This window comes from Ruegeria sp. CJ6 (assembly GCF_056536665.1).
In genome coordinates, this window is sequence record NZ_JBQFQB010000008.1 from 18,688 (window position 1) to 40,579 (window position 21,892).

Here is a 21,892-nt window from a genome sequence, read left to right on the forward strand (position 1 = left end):
TGTTCGCCAGAACCGGGTGTAGCGTTTTCCTGCGGCGCGTCCAGCCTGTTTACGACAACCGGGATGCCGCCCAGCGCGCTGCATCAGCCGCGGTCGGATCCGGATCATCGGTCAGCGCCTGTGCAACCGGCAGTAACGCCGGCACCGCTGAGTTCCCAATCGCATAAAGCACGTTCCGCACGAACCGATTCCGGCCGATCCGCTTTATCGGCGAGCCCGAGAACATCGCGCGGAATGCTTTATCATCCAGCTGCGCCAGTTCCGCCAACGGAGGCGCCTTTAGCTCCTCCCGCGCCGCATAGCGAAGGTCACTGGCCGCGACCGCAAACTTGTTCCACGGGCAGGCCGCAAGACAATCATCGCAGCCATAGATTCGGTTGCCCAACAGCGCGCGCAACTCTTCCTCCACCGGCCCCTTATGCTCGATGGTCAGATACGAAATACAGCGCCGCGCATCCAACTGATACGGTGCCGGAAACGCGTCGGTCGGACAGGCCGTCAAACACGCGCGGCATGAGCCACAATGGTCGACCTCAGCGCCATCCACAGGCAAATCCAAAGTTGTGAAAACAGACCCTAAAAAGGCCCAATTTCCCCAATCCTGACTGACAAGATTGGTATGCTTGCCCTGCCACCCCAGCCCAGCGGCCTGCCCCAGCGCCTTCTCTGGCACCGGAGCAGTATCGACAAACACCTTCACTTCACCCCCACCCTCGGCAATCAGCCAGCGCGCCAATCGTTTGAGGCGCTTCTTAACCAGATCGTGATAATCCTTGTTCTGCGCATAAACCGAAATGGCGCCCAAGTTAGAATGCGCCAGCACCGCAGTCGGGTCATGCTCGGGCGTATAGCTCTCCGCAAGCATGATCACCGACCGCGCGTCAGGCCACAGCACAGACGGATCACCGCGCCAATGAGCCCGCTCAGCCATCCAGCCCATCTGGCCATGATATCCGGCTTGTAGAAAGGCATCCAACCGTTCGGGAACAAGGGGCACATCCCAAGGACGACAAACCCGACAGGCGACAAACCCCTCAGACAAGGCTTGCTCCACCAACCGCTGTTTCAACTCCGATCCGCTCTTCATCTGGCCAAAAATACCTTCGGGGGTGAATTGGCCCAATGGCCAAGAGGGGGCGGACAGCACCCTACCCCTCAATCTATCAGAAATCCAGATCCGCGTAATGTGGCGGTGGCCGGAATCCCGGAACCTGATCCGCCAGAATCGAGCGGAACGCCGGGCGGGATTTGATCTTGGCGTACCAGTCCTTCACCGCAGAGCTTCGGTTCCAATCTACGTCCGAAATGTAATCCAGCGCCGACAGATGCGCCGCCGCGGCGAAATCGGCCAATGTCATCTGATCTCCGGCCAGCCAGCGACGGTGATCCAGCAGCCAGGCCATATAATCCAGATGATACTTGATCGCGCGCGCGCCTTCCTTGACGTTCTTGCTGTCCGGATAGCCTTGCCCCGTTACTTTCTTGTTCACCCGCTCATAGAGTAGCTTTGAGGTCACCTCGTGGTGAAACTTGTCATCAAACCAGCCTACCAAACGCCGCACCTCATAACGTGCTTCGGCTTTTTTAGGCATCAAGGGTGGCTCGGGTCGGGTCTCTTCGATATATTCGCAGATCGCGGCGCTCTCGGCCATGATCTGACCATCCAGTCGCAGCACAGGAACCTTACCCGCCGGGTTGCGGCGCAAAAAATCCGGGTCCTGTTCCCAGTATCGTTCTTCGACCAGCTCAACCTCGATCTTCTTTTCGGCCAGAGACAGGCGAACCTTGCGGCAATAGGGCGAGAGGGGGACGTGAAACAGACGCGCCATGAACTTCCATTCGAACCAGTAGAGTACCCTTCAAGCTTTAGCCGCTGAGGGGTCTGGGTTTCAATCCTCGAAACACGCGGCGCGTCCATCTGCGCGGATGGTGGCCGCTCCATCCAGAATTGACGCGGCACGCCTGCGGGTCCGCACCGATGGATCCGTCACCGACCGGTTGCGCGGGGATGGCAGAATCGCCGCCACACGCGCCGCTTGTGTCGGAGACATTTTTGCCGCACTCACCCCATAATACTTCTGCGCCGCGGCCTCGACGCCAAAGATCCCTTGTCCGGTTTCCGCGACGTTCAGATACACTTCGAGAATGCGCTGCTTGCTCCAGACGATTTCAACAACCGGTGTCATCGAGGTTTCAAGCGCCTTGCGGACCCAGCTGCGCCCCTGCCAGAGAAATACATTCTTGACCACCTGCTGCGTGATGGTCGATGCACCCCGGCTGCCGCCATCTTCCAGCGCATCGCGGATCGCTTCGACATCAAAGCCCCAATGCAGGCAGAAGTTGGCATCCTCGGCTGCTACGACCGACCGCGCCATGATCGGGGCAATCTCTTCGATCGGCACCCACTCGCGATCAACCTTCCCAAGCCGACGCCACTCGGACCAGATCGTATGCGTGACCGGCGGGTTCACGACTGAATAGATCAGAACCAAAGACACAAAAGCCACGACCATCGCCAGAACAACACGAAGGGCCCAGCGCCGTATCCGAGCGATGGGGCCTGTTGTTTTGTTTGATCTGGACGCCTTCTTTTTCTTACCGCGCGGTTTGCGGACTGCTTTTTTTGCCATGCCTTGCTATACGCCGCGAAGGGCGTATTTGAAACGGATTATTTCGACAACATCTGTCCGTCGCGCGGTCGCACAACCGGGCGTGCAGTTCTGACTGAGGCTGCTCCGCGCGCCGCCAACTCCGGGAACAAGGCCAATACTTCTGCTTGCGTCCGACGCTCGGCCTGGGTCAGTGCATGTCCCGGGTAGTAGCTTTCACTTTTGGCGCCATTGGCGAACACGATCTCATGTCGCAGGAACAGAATGTGGATATAATCCACCTCGCCCCCTTCGACACGCGTGACTGTTGTTCCGTTCACAAGACAATGGGCAGCGATCAGAACTTCTTCATGGCCAAACAGGTAGGGTGCACGCCAATCATCGATCAGCATCCTGTGCTGCGGCGAAACAAGCAGAGGGCGCGTGAGCCCGAACATCCCTGTCTCGAACCGAATTGGGGCCAGTTTACCCTCGGCTGCCACCTTGGTCCGACCAATCCAGAGCACAGGTTTAGCGCCGCTATCCGCGGTCGTAACCAGATCTCCAAGTTTCAGGTCCTCGACCGGCCGAGGCCCATCGGGAGTATCAATCAATGTGCCGGGCGTAAAGCAGGGCGGACCCAGATCACCGTTGGCGATATCGACCGAACCAAACGAAGCCCCATCATCGCTAAAATCGGTGACTGACGAAGAAACAAACGTGCCTTGCTGCAGAACCGATCCGTCTGTTGGGGTAAAAACCTCGCGCCCGTCAGCAAGGTAGAAGGTAACGCCGGTATATGTAACCTGCGCACCACCCGGCAACTCGATCGTCACCATATCATCGAAGTAAGACGCAGTGATGTCAGATCCGTCGACCGAGTCTCCATTCAGCCGGTTGACCAGATCATCGTCATTCTGATCGATGATATCAAAGAACTCGACGTTCAGCGTGGATCCAACAACGGTTCCGTTCGCACCCGGATTGGCCGGGTCGAGCACAAAAAACTGGTCTGTATACGTCGTGGGCACACCGATATTCCACTTCACTCACATCATTGGGATAGCAGCATGCCTGCATTTCCCGAATAAACTATGACTAAAGCTAGGCGTTATGCACGGCATTACACAAGAATTGGAAACAATATGGCCAGACAAAAGAATACCCGGCGTGTTGGGAACGACACGCCGGGCCAAAGATTTAGATCTCTCAAGACCTATTCTGCAGGAATCGCCGCCACTTCGGTGGTCAGAGGATGACTGAGCTTGTTCAACATCTCTTTTGGGCAAACCTGCAGGAAGTTGGTCTTTTCCACATCCCAATGCTGTAAGATATCAATGGCTTTGCGGCTGTTGGTCTCCGCGACATGGCGCTCGATCATTGCTTTCAGCTGATCTTCCCAATGGTCCACTGTCACCGGACAGGTGACAAGCGTCTCCATATTCATCAGCGCCTCAGCTTTGCCTTCGGGGTCGTACAGATAAGCCATACCACCCGTCATCCCCGCACCAAAGTTGGCACCGATATCGCCGAGAATAACCGCAACGCCGCCGGTCATGTATTCACATCCGTTCGAGCCGCAGCCTTCGATAACCACTCTGGCACCTGAATTTCGCACCGCGAACCGCTCACCTGCGCGGCCTGCCGCAAATAGGTGGCCATCGGTGGCACCGTATAGGACGGTGTTGCCAATGATGGTGTTATATTCCGCCTTGAGCGGGCTCACCTGCGGGGGTCGCACAACAATCATGCCGCCCGAAAGCCCCTTGCCGACATAGTCGTTGGCATCACCCGAGACCTCCAGCTTGAGACCTGGAGCGGCAAAAGCCCCCAGCGACTGGCCGGCCGAACCCTGCAGTTTCACATGCAAGTGATCGTCCTGGAACGTGTTCCGCATGCCGAAATTCTGGACGATGTGGCTTGAGACACGTGTACCCACGGTCCGATGCGTGTTCTGCACCGCGTAAGATAGTTGCATCTTCTCACCGTCTTTCAGGAACCGTGCTGCATCGCGCACAATCTCGGCATCCAGCGTATCCGGCACTGCATTACGATCCTTGTCGCGGTTGTAGACGATATCATGTGCACCATCGACGGTGATCAACAGCGGGTTGAGGTCCAGATCATCCAGATGCGCCGATCCGCGGCTGACCTGTGCTAGCAGATCAGCACGACCGATGATTTCGTCAATCGAACGTGCGCCGAGGCTAGCCAGCAGTTCTCGCACTTCCTGTGCGTAGAAGGTGATCAGGTTCACCACCTTGTCCGCGTTGCCAGTAAACTTGGCACGCAACGATTCGTCCTGCGTACACACGCCCACCGGACAGGTGTTCGACTGGCACTGACGCACCATGATACAGCCCATTGCGATCAGGGCGGCGGTACCGATGCCGTATTCCTCAGCGCCCATCATCGCGGCCATGACGATGTCGCGACCAGTGCGCAGGCCACCATCGGTCCGTAGAGTAACGCGGTCGCGAAGGTTGTTCATCGCCAGAACCTGATGCGCCTCGGTCAGGCCCATCTCCCACGGCAGTCCAGCGTATTTGATACTGGTTGCGGGCGACGCGCCCGTTCCGCCATTGTGACCCGAAATAAGGATAATATCGGCTTTCGCCTTGGCCACACCGGCAGCAATCGTGCCAACGCCCGAGGACGCCACCAGCTTAACCGTCACTTTGCAGCGCGGGTTGATCTGTTTCAGGTCATAGATCAGCTGCGCCAAATCCTCGATCGAGTAGATGTCGTGGTGCGGCGGCGGCGATATCAGCGTAACGCCCTTAGTAGAATGCCGCAGACGCGCGATCAGGTCTGTGACTTTCATACCCGGCAGCTGACCGCCCTCACCCGGTTTCGCGCCTTGGGCGACCTTGATCTCAAGCTCTTCGCACTGGTTCAGGTATTCGGCGGTCACGCCGAACCGGCCCGAGGCCACCTGTTTGATCTTGGCCGACGGGTTGTCACCGTTGGGTTCAGGCACAAAATGCGCCGGGTCTTCACCACCTTCGCCGGAATCCGACTTCGCGCCAATCCGGTTCATCGCCACGTTCAGTGTCTTGTGCGCCTCGGGGCTGAGGGCGCCCAGCGACATGCCTGGAGTGACAAAGCGTTTGCGGATTGAAGTGATCGATTCGACCTCTTCGATCGGCACCGGCTTGCCCAGCGGCTTGAAATCCATCAGATCGCGCAAGTGAATCGGAGGATTGGACTGCATCTTGGCCGAATACTGTTTCCACAGCTCATATGAGGCGCGGTTACAGGCCATTTGCATCATGTGCATTGAGGTTGCTTCCCACGCGTGGGTCTCACCCGATTTACGCGCTTTGTAGAAACCTCCGATGGGCAGAACATCCAGACCGCTGTCCCACGCCTTAGCATGAATTTCTTCGACTTTGGTCTGAATGCCGGTGACACCGATGCCGGAGATACGACTGGTCATACCCGGGAAATACTCGGCCACCATCGCGCGGCTGAGACCCACGGCTTCGAAATTCAGACCACCGCGATAGGACGAGATAACCGAAATACCCATCTTGGCCATGATCTTCAGCAGACCCTGGTCGATGGCTTCGCGATAGCGCGCAACGTTTTCGGTCAGGGTGCCGTCCAGCAGACCACGGTCAATGCGATCAGCCAGTGAATCTTCGGCCAGATAGGCGTTCACAACAGTCGCGCCACAGCCGATCAGAACCGCAAAGTAATGAGGATCAACACATTCAGCAGACCGCACGTTCAGCGAACAAAAGGTCCGCAAACCCTGACGGGTCAAATGCGAATGCACAGCACTGGTGGCCAGGATCATCGGCATCGCCACACGACCTTGCCCTGAATTCATGTCAGACAGAACCAAGTGACCCGCGCCCGAGCGCACGGCTTCCTCTGCTTCGGCTCTAACACGTGCCAAGGCGGCGCTCAGAGCGCCTCGGCCGGGTTCAAAGCTACAATCGATCTCCGCAAGGGGTGAACCCAGTTGATTGACCAGGGTGTCCCATTGTGCATTGCCGACAAAGGGGCTTTCCAGAACGATGATCTCGGTCTGGCTGCTGTCTTCGTCCAGCACGTTCTTAAGGTTGCCGAACCGCGTCTTCAGCGACATCACACGGTATTCACGCAAACTGTCGATCGGAGGGTTCGTCACCTGGCTGAAGTTCTGCCGGAAAAAGTGGCTGAGCGGGCGGTATTGCTTGGACAGAACAGCCGAGGGCGTATCATCCCCCATCGAAGCCAGCGCCTCTTTGCCGTCCTCTGCCATCGGGGCAAGAATCTGTTCTAGGTCTTCTACAGAATACCCGGCCGCGATCTGACGCTTGCGCAGTTCTTCTCCGGTGAATTTCGGGTGTTCCGTCACGCCCGCAAGTGACTCGTCCAGATCGTTGATCTTGCCGACCCAGTCGCCAAACGGCAGTGCTCGGGCCAGTTTGTCCTTGATCTGCTTGTCGCGGAACAGCTTGCCCTTTTTCATATCGACAGCCAGCATCTGGCCCGGTCCCAGCGCGCCTTTTTCGGTCACGGTGGCCTCATCAATCGGCACCATACCCGCCTCGGACCCCGCGATGACCAGACCATCGCCGGTTACCACATAGCGCATCGGGCGCAGACCATTCCGATCCAAACCGGCACACACCCAGCGGCCATCCGTCATTGCCAGCGCAGCAGGGCCATCCCAAGGTTCCATCACTGAATTGCAGTAGGAATACATGTCGCGCCAGCTTTGCGGCAGCTCGATAGCTTGCTTGGACCAGCTTTCCGGAACCAGCATGGTCTTCGCCATCGGCGCCGAGCGCCCCGCACGCACCAAAACCTCGAATACCGAGTCTAATGCGGCAGAATCCGACGATCCGCCCGCAATGATCGGCTTGATGTCCTCGGCATAGACGCCAAAGCTGTCCGAGGTCATGCGGATCTCGTGGCTTTTCATCCAGTTGATGTTGCCTTTCAGCGTGTTGATCTCACCGTTGTGGGCCAACATACGGAAGGGCTGGGCCAGCCACCATTGCGGGAACGTGTTGGTCGAATAGCGCTGGTGGTAAATCGCAAAAGCGGACTCGAACCGCTCATCCATCAGGTCGGGGTAGAAAACAGCGACCTGCTCGGCCAGCATCATGCCTTTGTAGATGATCGACCGGCAAGACAGCGACGCCAGATATAGCCCCGAGATTCCTGCGGCCAGCGCCGCTTTTTCTATACGGCGACGAATGACATAGAGCTCACGCTCGAATGTCTCTTCATCCACGCCTTTGGAGTTCGAGATCAAAATTTGCTCGATCTCGGGCCGGGTCGCGTTGGCCTTTTCGCCCAGACAGGTCACATCAACCGGCACATGTCGCCAGCCATAAATATAGTAACCCATGCGTAGAACTTCGGTTTCCACGATGGTCCGGCACTGTTCCTGCGCGCCAAAATCTGTGCGGGGCAGGAAAACCTGACCGACAGCAACCAGTTCATCCAAGTTTGGTTCATGACCCGTGCGACGAATCTGATCATAGAAGAATGGGACCGGGATCTGCACATGGATACCTGCGCCATCCCCGGTTTTACCGTCCGCATCCACCGCGCCGCGATGCCAGATTGCCTTTAGCGCATCGATCCCGGCATCCACCACCTTGCGTGACGGCTTACCATCGACGGACACAACAAGGCCCACACCGCACGAGGAATGTTCTTCTTCCTCTGAATAGAGACCGTTTTCTGCCATCCATTTGCGCTTGGCTTCCTCGGCCCGCACCCAATCGGCATCATATTTGGTCATTGGCTGTCTCCTTCTTCCCAAGGGGGCACACAGGCTTTTGTTCATCTGTCGGCGTTCGCTTTCGAACGCATACCCGCTGGGATTTTTCGAATTGCTTTTGCGTTTTGTTTCACTCGGCTGCGATGGCGGATTTGGCGTTAAAACGCTCAATTATGGCATCTGCGCAATCGCGCCCGTCACGGATCGCCCAGACCACCAGCGAAGCACCGCGCACGATGTCGCCGATGGCATAAACGCCCTCCATCTCGGTTGCACCGGTCTGGAACGCAGCTTTGATTGTACCCCAGCGGGTCACAGGCAGATCAGGTTGGCCGAATAAGGTGGGCAGGTCTTCGGGTTCGAAGCCAAGCGCCTTGATCACCAGATCGGCCTCTTCGACATAGTCTGCGCCCTCAATCACTTCGGGAGCCTGACGGCCCGAGGCATCGGGCTGGCCCAGACGCATCTTCTGCACCATGACACCGTTTACTTGCTCATCGCCGGTAAAGCCCTTGGGTGCGCTAAGCCATTCGAAGATCACGCCTTCTTCCTCGGCATTCTGGGTCTCACGCTGCGAGCCCGGCATATTGGCGCGGTCCCGACGATAGAGGCATTTGACCGACGTCGCACCCTGACGAATCGACGTGCGCACGCAATCCATTGCGGTATCGCCCCCGCCGATGACGACCACTTTCTTACCTTCCGCGTTCAGGCGGCCATTGTCGAAGTCATCAACCGCATCGCCAAAACTTTTGCGATTCGAGGCTGTCAGAAAATCGATCGCCTTTTCAATCCCACCCAGACCGCTGCCGGGCATGGACAGATCACGGGATTTGTAGACGCCCGTTGCAATAATCACCGCATCATGTTTCGCGTGGATTTCCGCGAATTTCGCGGCGTCCACATCGCAGTTCAGCTCAAATGCAACACCACCATCTGCCAGCAGGTCATTTCGGCGTTGGACGATATCCTTTTCCAGCTTGAAACCGGGAATGCCGTACATCAGCAGCCCCCCCGCACGGTCATAACGATCATAGACCGTGACCTGAATACCCGCCCGGCGCAGCATATCCGCCGCTGCCAATCCACCGGGTCCACCGCCAATGATACCCACGCTTTCGTCGCGCTCGGCACGAGGCTGAACGGGTTTGACCCAGCCTTTATCCCAGGCTGTATCGGTAATGTATTTCTCGATCGAGCCGATGGTGACCGTACCGTGGCCTGATTGCTCGATCACGCAATTGCCTTCGCACAGACGGTCCTGTGGGCAGATGCGGCCGCAGATTTCAGGGAAAGTGTTGGTAGCCTGGCTTGTTTGATACGCCTCTTCCAACCGCCCGGTTGCCGTCAGGTTCAGCCAATCAGGGATATTGTTGTGCAGCGGACAATGGGACTGGCAATAGGGCACTCCGCACTGGCTGCATCGGCTGGCCTGTTCGGCCGCCTTCTCCGCGGCGTACTCGGCATAGATTTCATCGAAGTCCTCTTTGCGGTCACTGGCGGCACGCTTTTCAGGCATGACACGATCGATCTGCACAAATTTCAGCATCGGTTGCTTGGCCACGGGTCAGACTCCATGAATTGGCTTGGTCAGGGTTCTTTAAGTGAAGTCATTCTGGATGAAAAGTCAACTGTACTGACCTATATTGAGAAAACTGCATCGCTCGATGTTTTTTCAGAGAAATTTGTCGTGTTTTTAGTTCCGATTCGGACCTATCTGGACACTTCACTTTCCCGTTGCCCGCTTATACCCATTGTTCTCAACAAAACGAGCACGGTACCGGCAGAGCAGATGAGCCTTTTTCACTTGATTCTTGTGGCGATCATTCAGGGCGTCACCGAATTCTTGCCTGTATCTTCATCCGGGCACCTGATCCTGCTGCCCCGCCTGACTGGCGCGGATGATCAAGGCCTGGCAATCGATGTCGCCGTCCATGTAGGAACACTTGGCGCGGTTATTCTTTATTTCTGGTCAGATGTGAAACAAGCCCTAGCCGGGATACCCCAAATTATCCGAGGACGAATTGAGACGCCTCAGGCGCGGTTGGCACTGGGCTTGGTCATCGCCACGATTCCGACAGTCATTGCGGGCGGGATCGTGTACCTGACGGGGCTTGAGCAGACTCTACGTTCAGTCGCCGTCATCGGATGGGCGATGCTTGGCTTCGGGTTAGTGCTGTATTGGATGGATCAAAAGGGGGTACAAACCAAACGTAGTTCGGACTGGGGCCTAAAGGACGCAATGATCATGGGGCTGTGGCAGATGTTGGCCTTGATCCCGGGGACTTCACGCTCGGGGATTACGATCACAGGCGCTCGCCAGCTTGGCTATACACGCGAAGATGGTGCGCGGATTGCCATGCTGATGTCGATACCAACGATTGTCGCTTCGGGCGTCCTGCTTTCGGTCGACGTCGTCCGTGAGGCGGACACACAGCTGGCCAAGGACGGCGCGATTGCCGCAGCCTTCGCCTTTGTTTCGGCTCTGCTCGCGCTTAACCTGATGATGCGGCTTCTGCGCAGCGTCAGTTTCACGCCCTATGTGATCTACCGGGTCATCCTCGGAGCAATACTGCTAATGATCGCCTATAGCTGATCAGATGCGCAGGTTCTTGGCCGAGTTCTGAATATCGTCATACTGACCCGCGGGGCGGAATTTCCACAGATATTCTGGCAGAACCGACTCCAACGTCGCGGGCTCGATCCCGAGGTCCGAAAAACCATTGGCGTCATCCGCCACCACATTATCGTGCCGCAGATTCTTAAGTTGGTCACGGGTCAGGATATTGTTCGGAAACAACTGAAAACTGACGAACTTCGCGATATCCAACACACCCGCCATGATTTTCGCCGCCCAGAAAGGCATCCCGATGATGATCCGGCGGCGATGAATTACGTCGAGCATCTGCTGCATCAAGGCGCGGAAACTCTTTACCTCTGGCCCGCCCAGTTCATAAACACCGGCAGACGCTTTGCCCAGAACGCCCTGAACTGCCGCTTGCGCAACATCATCGACATAGACAGGTTGAAATTTCGTTTCCGCCCCAACGAGCGGCAGGAACGGGCTCATCCGTGTCATTCCTGCGAAGCGGTTGAAAAACTGGTCTTCGGTGCCGAAAATGACTGATGGGCGCAGAATGACGGCACCCGGCATGTGTTGCAAAACGCCCGCCTCGCCCTGCGCTTTGGTGCGCGCATATTCGCTGTCGGATTCGGGATCCACACCGATGGCCGAGATATGAACCATGCGGTCGATACCCTGAGCGGCCGCCAGCCGGGCGATCCGTTCGGCACCTTCGGCCTGCACTGCGTCGAACGCATTCTTGCCCAGCTCATTCAATACGCCTACGCAATTCACCACTGCGTCCACACCATGCATCGCTGCAGCGACCGAGGCGTCATCACGGATATTGCACAAGATAGGCTCGACCTGACCAACCGCGCCATAGGGTCTGACGAACATCGCTTCATTGGGCCGCCGTACAGCGACGCGGACACGCCAGCCTTCGGCAGCCATACGCCGCGCGATATATCGGCCGACAAAGCCCGATCCACCGTAAATCGTGACGAGTTTCGACATGATGGCGCTCCTGCTGTCTTGGTCTGAATTGATCTAGCGCCCACGAGCCCGTCGAACAAGGCGCAATAACGCCGCGCTTCTCTGAAAATCCGTCGCGTGAACCAGAAGTTGGGGCACGCATCAAAAAACTTTCAAAAACCCCCCGAATCTGGTTGACGCCCCCTGCCAGTCAGCTTAAACGCCCCTCCACGACACCTGCCCAGGTGGCGGAATTGGTAGACGCGCTAGCTTCAGGTGCTAGTGTCCGTATGGACGTGGAGGTTCGAGTCCTCTCCTGGGCACCAAAATCTCCATAAAATTTGAACCCCTGGCACTTCCGGTCACTTGACCGATGTACAATCAGGCTGGTTTGGCCTGTCTGAGTCAATTTCTTTGTTTGACCCCGAGAATCGACCCGCAGGTACCGGAATTAACAATCTCTGTTGCACTACCTTTTGCCAGTCGAAGAAGGACATGGTGCAAGGCTATGGCAATTTCCTGCAAATCAAACTCATCTTTTTTGAAGATACCTTCCCGTCGCGCTTGTTAGTTACAAAGTCAACTATTACCACACCCATTAAATTCGATCGTATCTGTCCGGAAGGAACGTGCAAAATGAATGAGCTGACCAAGAATGAACGCATGACAGTTGCCCCATCCTTGAAAGGGCCGCACGAAGGGTACATGCCGGGCTTTGGCAACGATTACGAAACCGAAGCGCTTCCTGATGCTCTGCCCCAGGGTATGAACAGCCCGCAGAAATGCAATTACGGCCTCTATGGTGAGCAGCTTTCAGGCACTGCGTTCACGGCACCTTCGCACCAGAACGAGCGTACCTGGTGCTATCGTATCCGCCCGTCGGTAAAGCATTCACATCGCTATGAAAAAATCGATGTTCCCTATTGGAAATCAGCGCCCAATGTAGATCCTGACGTTGTCAGCTTGGGACAATACCGCTGGGATCCGGTGCCCCATACCGGTGAACAGACAACCTGGGTCACGGGCATGCGCACCATGACCACTGCCGGGGATGTGAACACTCAGGTCGGGATGGCTAGCCATATCTATATGGTGAACACTTCGATGCAGGATGATTACTTCTTCTCGGCTGACTCCGAGCTGCTGGTGGTGCCGCAAGAGGGCGTTCTGAGATTCTACACCGAATTAGGGATCATCGACCTTGAACCCAAGGAAATCGCTATCATTCCACGCGGCCTTGTCTACCGGGTCGAAGTTGTGGAAGGCCCTGCGCGCGGGTTCGTGTGCGAAAACTACGGCCAGAAATTCGAACTGCCTGGCCGCGGCCCGATCGGCGCCAACTGCATGGCCAACCCGCGTGATTTCAAAGCACCGGTCGCGGCGTTTGAGGACCGCGAAGTGCCCTCAAACGTGATCGTCAAATGGTGCGGTCAGTTTCACCAGACCAAAATCGGTCACAGCCCGCTGGACGTGGTGGCGTGGCACGGCAACTATGCACCCGTCAAATACGACCTGCGTACATATTGCCCGGTCGGAGCCATCCTGTTCGATCATCCGGATCCGTCGATTTTCACCGTTCTAACCGCACCTTCAGGCCAGCCCGGCACCGCCAATATCGACTTTGTTCTGTTCCGCGAGCGCTGGATGGTCATGGAAGATACCTTCCGCCCGCCCTGGTACCACAAGAACATCATGTCCGAACTGATGGGCAATATTTACGGCCAATATGATGCGAAACCGCAGGGCTTTATTCCCGGCGGTATGAGCCTGCACAACATGATGCTGCCCCACGGCCCAGATCGCGAAGCCTTTGAAAAAGCATCGAATTCAAACCTAGGGCCAGACAAGCTGGAAAACACCATGTCCTTCATGTTCGAAACCCGCTTTCCGCAGCATCTCACAGCGTTCGCCGCCAATGAGGCACCACTGCAGGACGATTACATCGACTGTTGGAGCGACATCGAAAAGAAATTCGACGGCACACCCGGCAAGAAGTGACGAGGGTATAATTTCTTCGTCTCCCAAAGGGCAGAGATTTAGAACGCTTGATCTGTAACGCATTTAAGCGGGTACGTTCAGAAAAGCTTGGCGACCCCGGCAGGATTCGAACCTGCAACCTGCCCCTTAGGAGGGGGCTGCTCTATCCAGTTGAGCCACGGGGCCGCGCGTCGTTTTCTCTAGCGGGGTTTTTTCAGATTGTCATGGGCTTTGCACAACAGTTGAACAATTCGCCCTGTTCACGCTACCATCGGCCAAACAAACAATGCAGGTATCTCGGTGACAACAGAAACAAAACGCCCGCTTACCCTTCGTGATGTCTCGGAAGCGTCCGGAGTATCCGAAATGACCGTTAGCCGGGTGCTACGTAATCGCGGGGATGTGTCGGATGCCACCCGTACCCGTGTTTTGGCCGCCGCAAAAGAGCTGGGATATGTGCCCAACAAGATCGCGGGAGCATTGGCGTCAAGCCGGGTGAATCTTGTCGCTGTGATCATCCCGTCATTGTCAAATATGGTCTTCCCCGAAGTTCTAACCGGTATCAATCAGGTGCTGGAAGATACTGAACTGCAGCCGGTGGTTGGCGTCACGGACTATCTGCCAGAAAAAGAAGAAAAAGTGCTGTACGAGATGCTCTCGTGGCGGCCCTCAGGCGTGATCATTGCCGGACTGGAGCATACCGAAGCCGCGCGCGCTATGCTGGATTCAGCTGGCATACCGGTGGTCGAGATCATGGATACTGATGGCAAACCGGTGGATGCGATGGTGGGAATCTCTCACCGCCGCGCCGGGCGCGAAATGGCGCAGGCAATCCTGAAGGCGGGCTATGAGCATATCGGGTTTATGGGCACCAAGATGCCGTTGGACCACCGTGCCCGTAAACGGTTCGAAGGCTTCACCGAAGTATTGGGCAAGCACGGGATCGAGATCGAAGATCGCGAATTCTACTCGGGCGGGTCGGCGCTGGCCAAGGGGCGCGAGATGACACAAGCGATGCTTGAACGCTCGCCCGAGTTGGATTTTCTGTATTATTCCAACGATATGATCGGCGCAGGTGGGCTGCTGTATTTGCTGGATCAAGGGATTGATGTGCCCGGTCAGATCGGATTGGCCGGATTCAACAATGTGGAGCTGCTGCAGGGGCTACCACGCAAGCTGGCCACGATGGATGCCTGCCGGACCGAGATTGGGCGCACCGCGGCCGAGATCATTGCGGCGAAGCTGGCCGATCCGGATTCCGAGGTTGAAACCCGCGTTACCCTGACCCCCAAGATCAGCTATGGCGACACGCTGAAACGGCGATAACTCCCGATGGCGCAGCAACGTCTGGACAACCGCGCGGCGCGGGCGCTGTTCATGGATCGGCACGCGCTTTTGGAACAGCCTACTGGAAGTTCCAAAGGCGATGACTTGTTACAGCTGATCCATCGTTTAGGGTTTGTCCAGCTCGACAGTATCAACACCGTCGCCCGCGCGCATGACATGATCCTATATGCGCGTAAGCCCAGCTATCGTTCGCGCCACCTCAAACACCTCTATGAACGCGACCGCGCGCTGTTTGAGCATTGGACGCACGATGCGGCGGTGATCCCAATGGAATTCTATCGCCATTGGCATCTGCGGTTCCTACGCGATGCCGACATGTTGAAAGCCCGCTGGAAGAACTGGCGGCGTGACGGGTTTGAGCAAAAGTTCGAAACCGTCCTACAACATATCCGCGACCATGGTCCGGTTGGCTCGTCCGATGTCGGAAAAGACGAGAAAAAGGGATCTGGCGGTTGGTGGGACTGGCATCCATCCAAGACCGCGCTGGAATATCTCTGGCGATCCGGCGCGCTGACCGTGGTTGGACGCGATGGGTTTCAGAAACGCTATGACCTGACAGAGCGGGTTATAGAAACTCAACTTTGCCCCGGCAACTTGCTCTGCGACGCAAATGAAACTGTGGATTGGTTGTGTAACGCCGCACTCGACCGGCTGGGGTTCGCCACATCGGGAGAGCTTGCCGCATTCTGGGATACGGTAAGCGCTGCCGAGGCAAAATCCTGGTGCCAACAGGCTCTAACACAGGGTGAAATCGAAGAGATCTGCGTCGAATGCGCAGACGGACGGGAACGAAAAGTGTTCGCCCGCCCCGGTCTATGCGAACATGCAGCGGCGATGCCCGATGCGCCGGGCCGGATCAGAGTTCTCAGCCCTTTTGACCCTATGTTGCGTGACCGGAACCGGGCCGAGCGGTTGTTCGGATTCCACTATCGGATCGAGGTGTTCGTCCCCGAACCCAAGCGTACCTACGGCTATTATGTCTTCCCGTTGCTTGAGGGGCACCGGTTGATCGGGCGCATCGACATGAAGGCCCAGCGAGACCGTGGGCTGTTGCAAGTCCGATCCGTATGGCCTGAAAGGTCGGTGCGTTGGTCTGATGCAAGAACCCGCCGCTTGCACGCCGAATTGGACCGTGTACGGCGATTTGCGGAACTTGACGGGGTGGAGTTTGAAAAGGATTGGCTGAAAGATCCTAGATAGAACCCAATTTTTCGATCAGGAAACCTTGTTCCTCAATCAGTAGGCGCAGCTCGTTCAGCGAAACATGTGGCGCCCTGCCCGATGTATCCAGCTGCGCATTTGCTCGACCATACAAAGCCTCGCGACTGGCCAATATGTTCTTGAGCTGCTCCATCGCCTTGGGATTTCCGGCCATCGGGCGTTCGTCGCCTTGGCCGCGCACGCGATCCATATGCTCGGTCGGTGACGCGCGCAGCCAGATGGTGTGAAACCGGCCAAGCAGGGTAGCATAGGTCGAAGGCTCTGATACGATCCCGCCCGCGACTGCCAGCACGACCCGATCATGCTCTGCAATCACCCGATCCAGCGCCTGCGCTTCCAGATTGCGATACCCGTCTTGCCCGTAGAACGCCATCACTTCAGACATGGGCATGCCGGCCATCTCTTCAATCATGGCTGTGAGTTCAACAAACGGCAGTCTTTGTGCGGCAGCCAGCATAGCGCCAAGAGTTGACTTACCCGCTCCGCGTAACCCAATCAGACAAATCCGATGCGCACGTGCATCCTCATCTGGGTGAGGTTGCAATGCACGCCTGACGCTTTCTTTGACGTCGTCGCTGGCTTGTCGGAAAAGCTCAACTATCTGCAAAGCATCCGAATCCCACGGATCATCTTCACCAATCAACCATTCGGCTTTGTAATCCAGTGCCTGTGCGACACGGTGCAACACGCCGATCGAGATGTTGCCCTCACCCGCCTCAAGCTGCGCCAAATAGCGTGGGGAAACGCCCGAGTTCTCAGACAGGATCCGGCGCGGGATGCCTCGCATTTGACGCGCCCGGCGTACACGCGCGCCCACTCGCTCGCTTAAATCCTGCTTTGCAATATGTGCAGGCAGTGCCGGTTCTGGCGGTTTGGGCCCATCCATCTGCATTGAACCGTTTGTTAAAGGTAAGGATGAGGCTACGACGCGAACCATCTACGGGCAACGAATATTACCTTCTCCGCCCACAATGCTTATCGTTTGGGGCCCTGAACGAGGTCTGAACGACGACAAGAAGTTTGGTTAGAGCCTGTTCTGAGCATTGCGCTCAGCCTTCCAGCTGGTGAAGCTCTACCAGAAGGTCCAGCAACTTCTCGTGCTGCTCTGCCCCGAGCAAAGAGCGGGTGTGTTCCGCCAGCTCCAACATTTCCGCCAGATTTGCGTCGATAATTTGCAACCCATTCTCGCTGATTTCGACAATCTGTCGGCGGCGGTCTTTGGTATCAGGCCGCCTCATGATCAGCTTGCTGTCTTCGAGCTTTTTCAGAATGCGCGTCAGGCTGGGCAACAAGAGGCAGGCGCGCTCGGCGATCTGAGTAGGCTCCTGAGGTCCTTCTTCCTGCAAAACGCGCAGAACGCGCCATTGTTGCTCGGTGACGCCAGCATCCGTTAGCACACCACGAATAGGCCCCATCACCCTTTCCCGAGCGCGCAACAGCGCTATCGGCAATGATCGGGACGTCTGTGGTAAGTTCTTTGACATATGGAATTTTCGCGCAATTCCAAATATTTCGCAATAGAACGTTGGTTGTGGTTGAGTTTCGTTTACTGGACTTTACTTAACTTGTTTAGCATATGATACTGACAAAAAGGCTACCGAGGCGGATAAGATGAAATGGAATGAATTCTCCGATTGGGGCAAGAAGGTTGCCGAGTGGACGCAAGACTATCACCTGACGGTGGGCGACAAGCCCGTGCGCGCCCGGACCGAGCCGGGCGATATCCTGAACGCTCTGCCCGCGCATCCCCCTGAGCAGGGCGAGCCGATCGAGGACATCTTTCATGATTTCGAACAAATCGTGATGCCCGGCATTACCCATTGGCAACACCCTCGGTTCTTCGCCTACTTCAATTCGAACGCCTCGGCCCCGTCTGTTCTGGCCGAGTTCCTGGCCAGCGCCATCGCGCCGCAATGTATGCTGTGGCAGACCTCGCCCGCCGCAACCGAGATGGAAACACGAATGATGGACTGGCTGCGCGAAGCGCTGGACCTGCCCAAAGGGTTTGCCGGGGTTATTCAGGATTCGGCGTCATCTGCGACATTGGCGGCTGTGCTGACCATGCGCGAGAAGGCGATGAACTGGCAGGGCAACACGCAGGGGCTGTTCGGTCAAAAGCCACTGCGCATTTATTGCTCTTTCGAGGTTCATACCTCAATCGACCGCGCCATCTGGGTTGCGGGGATCGGACAGGACAATCTAGTGCGCATCCCCGTGCGGGGTGATTGGCGTGGAATGAACCCCGAGGCGCTTGAAGCAGCGATTCAATCAGATTTAGAGTCTGGATTCCACCCGGCGGGCGTGATCCTTTGTGTTGGAGGGACCGGAACCGGGGCAACTGATCCAGTGGATCACTGCCTAGCGATTGCACAGAAATACGGGCTTTATACCCATGTCGATGCAGCCTGGGCGGGGTCGGCGATGATCTGCCCCGAATATCGTCACTACTGGCCGGGGATCGATCAGGCCGACAGCATTGTATTCAATCCCCATAAGTGGCTGGGCGTGCAATTCGATTGCTGTGCGCATTTCCTGAAAAACCCCGATGATCTGGTCCGCACGCTTGCGATCAGCCCGGAATATCTGAAAACCCACGGCAAGGACGGGATCATCAATTACTCGGAATGGTCGGTGCCATTGGGACGTCGGTTCCGCGCGCTGAAACTGTGGTTCGTCATCCGCACCTATGGGCTGGAGGGGTTGCGCGAACGGCTGCGGAATCACGTCAATTGGTCGCGCGCACTGCATGATCGTCTAGCAGCAGAACCGGATTTTCGGATCGTGACGCCTCCAATGTGGTCTCTTTGGACCTTCCGATACGAGCCGGATGGGGCCGAAGATCTGGATGATCTGAACCTGCGGCTGGTGAATGCAATCAATGATGATGGGCGGATCTACCTGACACAGACCCGCGTGGATGGCGATCTGGTCATCCGCTTTCAGGCCGGTCAGTTTGAAACCACAGAACAGGACGTGATGATGGCCTATGACGTGATCACTGAAATCGCTCGAGGGCTTTAGGCCCTCATTGACGCTGCAGCCTGCGCGTATCCCCCCGAGGCCCCGTCAACAAAATGCACATGGTCGTCGCGCATGGCCGAGGGAACAAAGCAGGTCATCATCGCCTCTTGCTGGGCGTGCATTCCATATCTGATTTTGCCTTTTGTTTGCGCGTCGTCCAGCATCTGAGTGAGCTGTTCCAACGTGCTCGAGTCACAATCCAGCGTCATTTTCAGACCGTCATCAAACTTTCGGAAATCAGCGTTGCGACTGACCATCTCTTTGTAATGCTTGGGTTCGAATTGACCCAGGCGCATCCCGGTTTTGAACAACAAGCCGATCAACATATTCCCGATCATCAAGCGTGTTTTCTGCATCAGAAGATTCCGACCTGCGCGTGAGACATGGGCGTCGATATCGACGCCGGGCGGAGGGAAACTCATCGGAGGTCCTTTGGCCGGAACCGGGTGACCGGCGCGTTCTAGCCCTTCGGCGACGGACAGGATGGATTGAGTCAGGGCGGCGAATTCAGCCTCATTAGACTCTGATGTAGGCTGAATAACCAGTGAAACGATCTGACCAACCCTCGCTGGACTGTTGGACCAACGACAAGATAGGCCGGTCAGATCGGGCTGCGCGTCAGGTCCGGCTGGTTGCACAACAAGTTGCCCGGATTTCATCTGAGCCTCGGCCCAGGCCAGTCCCCCGCCGGTAAACATCGCATAGTCAACGCCGGTGGACGGCGCAAAGCGAGCAACACGCAGATCACGTCCAGCGGCGCGGATGTCGGCCACCGAAACCAGCGCCGCGCGCAAAGTGATGGCGAATTCCGTTTCGGCCCAGCTTTGCAGTGTTGCCAGCGTATCCCGCGCGATCTCGGCATCCTCACCCGATACGGCGAATCCAGCACCATCACCACCGAAGACATACGGAAATATGCGCCCACCCAGCGCATTGATCATGCCTGAAATCACGGCCGCCCCCACCATGTTGACGGTCTTGTACCGGCCCCGCGCGATTTCACCGGTCGAATCTACGATATCGGCGACGCCCAGAACCCATGTCTCGGGCAAAGGTGTGAACTGCGCGGGGTCACTGAGGCTGAGGAAATTGTCCGAAATGGGGACGGAGTCATAAAATACAGAGTCTGAGGGGGTCATAACACACTCGGGAAATCCAAAATCTTCCGTGATGATAGCTCAATTGTGAAGAATGTCCGCCCCAATCGATTCAATCATGGCACTTGTGCCGATCAACGCGGCGTGCCAAGCATCGGGGCGAGGCAGCTAGACAATAGGTCAAGAAATGCAGGCAGGTTTGGTGATCTTGTGTCTGGCCTATGTACTCAGCCAGTTTTTCCGCGCTTTTCTGGCAGTTTTGAGCACCGATCTGGGACGCGATATCGGCGCAACACCCGAAGACCTCGCCTTTGCTTCAGGTCTTTGGTTTCTAATCTTTGCGGCGATGCAGATCCCGGTGGGCTGGGCACTGGACCGCGTCGGTCCTCGGCGCAGTTCTGCGGTGCTGCTGCTGATCGGCGGGGCTGGCGGGGCTGGCTTGTTCGCGGTCGCAACGACCCCGTTCCATGTGGCGCTCGCCATGGCGTTGATCGGGGTAGGATGCTCGCCGGTTCTGATGGCATCCTACTATATCTTTGCACGAGAGTTTCCACCTGCCAAATTCGCCACGCTCGCCGCCGTGATGCTGGGCGTGGGATCTGTCGGCAATCTGGTCGCCTCATACCCCACGGCGCTGGCGGTCGAGCTGATGGGCTGGCGCGCGACGCTGGCCGGTCTGGCGATTATCTCTGCTGCGGTGGCTGCGGGGATCTGGCTGACGGTGCATGACCCTGAAAAGGTAAAAACCGAGCAAAAAGGATCACTTCTAGACCTGCTGAAAGAACCTGCGCTGTGGACCATTCTGCCGCTCATGCTTGTGTCTTATGCGCCATCGGGTGCGATCCGAGGGCTTTGGGCCGGGCCGTATTTGAATGACGTGTTCGGGCTCAGCACCGCTCAGATCGGGACGGCAACGTTGATCATGGGGGCCGCGATGATCGCAGGAACCTTCGCCTATGGGCCGCTGGACCGTATCCTGGGCACCCGGAAATGGGTGATCCTGGGCGGTAATACCTTGGGAGTCGCAGCACTGGGCCTGCTGTGCCTGTGGATTGACAGCGGCGTTTGGGTCTCGGTGCTGCTGTTGGCAGTGATCGGCTTTCTGGGCGCCAGTTTTCCGGTGATCATGGCCCATGGCCGGGCCTTCGTGCCGCCGCATCTGGTCGGGCGGGGCGTTACCCTGCTGAACCTTTTTGGCGTTGGCGGCGTTGGTCTGGCGCAATTTGCCACCGGGCGCATCCATGCGGCCAGCGCCGGGATCAGCCCCTCAGCACCTTATACGGCGATCTTCGGCTTTTTCGCGGTCACCCTTGCCATTGGCTGCGTGATCTATCTATTCAGTCGGGACAGCGTGGACTGAAACCGGAGACCGCCC

At 57.0% G+C, this 21,892-nt stretch carries 16 protein-coding genes and 2 tRNA genes; 7 read left to right on the forward strand and 11 right to left on the reverse strand.

Annotation, left to right across the window (positions count from 1 at the left end; all coding sequences use genetic code 11):
• Positions 1 to 49 precede the first annotated feature (49 nt).
• The 6 genes from queG to ACR0BT_RS18940 form a co-directional block, all read right to left on the reverse strand.
• Positions 50 to 1,087 carry a tRNA epoxyqueuosine(34) reductase QueG gene (gene queG / locus ACR0BT_RS18915; protein WP_480763830.1) on the reverse strand — a complete coding sequence of 346 codons (1,038 nt, stop codon included), beginning with the start codon at positions 1,085 to 1,087 and terminating at the stop codon, positions 50 to 52.
• A gap of 76 nt (positions 1,088 to 1,163) precedes the next feature.
• Entirely contained in the window at positions 1,164 to 1,829 is a 666-nt protein-coding gene (gene fzlA, locus ACR0BT_RS18920; RefSeq protein ID WP_170399162.1) for an FtsZ-binding protein FzlA, read from the reverse strand.
• Positions 1,830 to 1,889: 60 nt separating this feature from the next.
• Entirely contained in the window at positions 1,890 to 2,630 is a 741-nt protein-coding gene (gene mtgA, locus ACR0BT_RS18925) for a monofunctional biosynthetic peptidoglycan transglycosylase (protein WP_170598598.1), read from the reverse strand.
• Between the two features lie 38 nt (positions 2,631 to 2,668).
• A complete protein-coding gene (locus tag ACR0BT_RS18930) occupies positions 2,669 to 3,637 on the reverse strand; it encodes a Hint domain-containing protein (RefSeq protein ID WP_480763831.1) in 969 nt (322 codons plus the stop codon).
• A 167-nt stretch (positions 3,638 to 3,804) separates the two neighbouring features.
• Entirely contained in the window at positions 3,805 to 8,337 is a 4,533-nt protein-coding gene (gltB, locus tag ACR0BT_RS18935; RefSeq protein ID WP_480763832.1) for a glutamate synthase large subunit, read from the reverse strand.
• Positions 8,338 to 8,446: 109 nt separating this feature from the next.
• Positions 8,447 to 9,880: an NAD(P)-dependent oxidoreductase gene (locus ACR0BT_RS18940; protein WP_170466699.1), complete on the reverse strand. Its 1,434-nt coding sequence runs from the start codon at positions 9,878 to 9,880 to the stop codon at positions 8,447 to 8,449.
• A 228-nt stretch (positions 9,881 to 10,108) separates the two neighbouring features.
• Here ACR0BT_RS18940 and ACR0BT_RS18945 point away from each other — a divergent pair, with 228 nt between their 5' ends.
• The gene (locus tag ACR0BT_RS18945) at positions 10,109 to 10,912 is read left to right on the forward strand and encodes an undecaprenyl-diphosphate phosphatase (RefSeq protein WP_480763833.1); all 804 of its coding nucleotides are present in this window, start codon (positions 10,109 to 10,111) and stop codon (positions 10,910 to 10,912) included.
• On the opposite strand, the gene ACR0BT_RS18950 is transcribed toward ACR0BT_RS18945, so the two are convergent.
• The gene (locus ACR0BT_RS18950) at positions 10,913 to 11,896 is read right to left on the reverse strand and encodes a complex I NDUFA9 subunit family protein (RefSeq protein WP_170567216.1); all 984 of its coding nucleotides are present in this window, start codon (positions 11,894 to 11,896) and stop codon (positions 10,913 to 10,915) included.
• Between the two features lie 197 nt (positions 11,897 to 12,093).
• Between ACR0BT_RS18950 and ACR0BT_RS18955 the strand changes: the two genes are divergently transcribed.
• Both ACR0BT_RS18955 and hmgA read left to right on the forward strand, forming a co-directional pair.
• Positions 12,094 to 12,180 (forward strand) — tRNA-Leu (locus ACR0BT_RS18955).
• A gap of 310 nt (positions 12,181 to 12,490) precedes the next feature.
• Positions 12,491 to 13,852 carry a homogentisate 1,2-dioxygenase gene (gene hmgA / locus ACR0BT_RS18960; RefSeq protein ID WP_480763834.1) on the forward strand — a complete coding sequence of 454 codons (1,362 nt, stop codon included), beginning with the start codon at positions 12,491 to 12,493 and terminating at the stop codon, positions 13,850 to 13,852.
• 88 nt (positions 13,853 to 13,940) lie between these two features.
• On the opposite strand, the gene ACR0BT_RS18965 is transcribed toward hmgA, so the two are convergent.
• Positions 13,941 to 14,017, reverse strand: a tRNA-Arg gene (locus ACR0BT_RS18965).
• A 114-nt stretch (positions 14,018 to 14,131) separates the two neighbouring features.
• Here ACR0BT_RS18965 and ACR0BT_RS18970 point away from each other — a divergent pair.
• On the forward strand, positions 14,132 to 15,157 hold the full coding sequence (locus ACR0BT_RS18970) for a LacI family DNA-binding transcriptional regulator (protein WP_170399205.1): 1,026 nt from the start codon (positions 14,132 to 14,134) through the stop codon (positions 15,155 to 15,157).
• Between the two features lie 6 nt (positions 15,158 to 15,163).
• Positions 15,164 to 16,378 carry a winged helix-turn-helix domain-containing protein gene (locus ACR0BT_RS18975; RefSeq protein ID WP_480763835.1) on the forward strand — a complete coding sequence of 405 codons (1,215 nt, stop codon included), beginning with the start codon at positions 15,164 to 15,166 and terminating at the stop codon, positions 16,376 to 16,378.
• Here ACR0BT_RS18975 and ACR0BT_RS18980 read toward each other — a convergent pair.
• Both ACR0BT_RS18980 and hpaR read right to left on the reverse strand, forming a co-directional pair.
• The gene (locus ACR0BT_RS18980; protein ID WP_480763836.1) at positions 16,371 to 17,285 is read right to left on the reverse strand and encodes a helix-turn-helix transcriptional regulator; all 915 of its coding nucleotides are present in this window, start codon (positions 17,283 to 17,285) and stop codon (positions 16,371 to 16,373) included. The genes ACR0BT_RS18975 and ACR0BT_RS18980 overlap by 8 nt on opposite strands.
• A 163-nt stretch (positions 17,286 to 17,448) precedes the next feature.
• Positions 17,449 to 17,883 carry a homoprotocatechuate degradation operon regulator HpaR gene (hpaR, locus tag ACR0BT_RS18985; RefSeq protein WP_170408752.1) on the reverse strand — a complete coding sequence of 145 codons (435 nt, stop codon included), beginning with the start codon at positions 17,881 to 17,883 and terminating at the stop codon, positions 17,449 to 17,451.
• 127 nt (positions 17,884 to 18,010) lie between these two features.
• Here hpaR and ACR0BT_RS18990 point away from each other — a divergent pair, with 127 nt between their 5' ends.
• Positions 18,011 to 19,420, forward strand: a complete 1,410-nt coding sequence (locus tag ACR0BT_RS18990; protein WP_480763837.1) for a pyridoxal phosphate-dependent decarboxylase family protein — start codon at positions 18,011 to 18,013, stop codon at positions 19,418 to 19,420.
• On the opposite strand, the gene ACR0BT_RS18995 is transcribed toward ACR0BT_RS18990, so the two are convergent.
• Entirely contained in the window at positions 19,417 to 20,559 is a 1,143-nt protein-coding gene (locus ACR0BT_RS18995) for a DUF3095 domain-containing protein (protein WP_480737690.1), read from the reverse strand. The genes ACR0BT_RS18990 and ACR0BT_RS18995 overlap by 4 nt on opposite strands.
• A 145-nt stretch (positions 20,560 to 20,704) precedes the next feature.
• Here ACR0BT_RS18995 and ACR0BT_RS19000 point away from each other — a divergent pair, with 145 nt between their 5' ends.
• The gene (locus ACR0BT_RS19000) at positions 20,705 to 21,877 is read left to right on the forward strand and encodes an MFS transporter (protein WP_170648975.1); all 1,173 of its coding nucleotides are present in this window, start codon (positions 20,705 to 20,707) and stop codon (positions 21,875 to 21,877) included.
• Positions 21,878 to 21,892 lie beyond the last annotated feature (15 nt).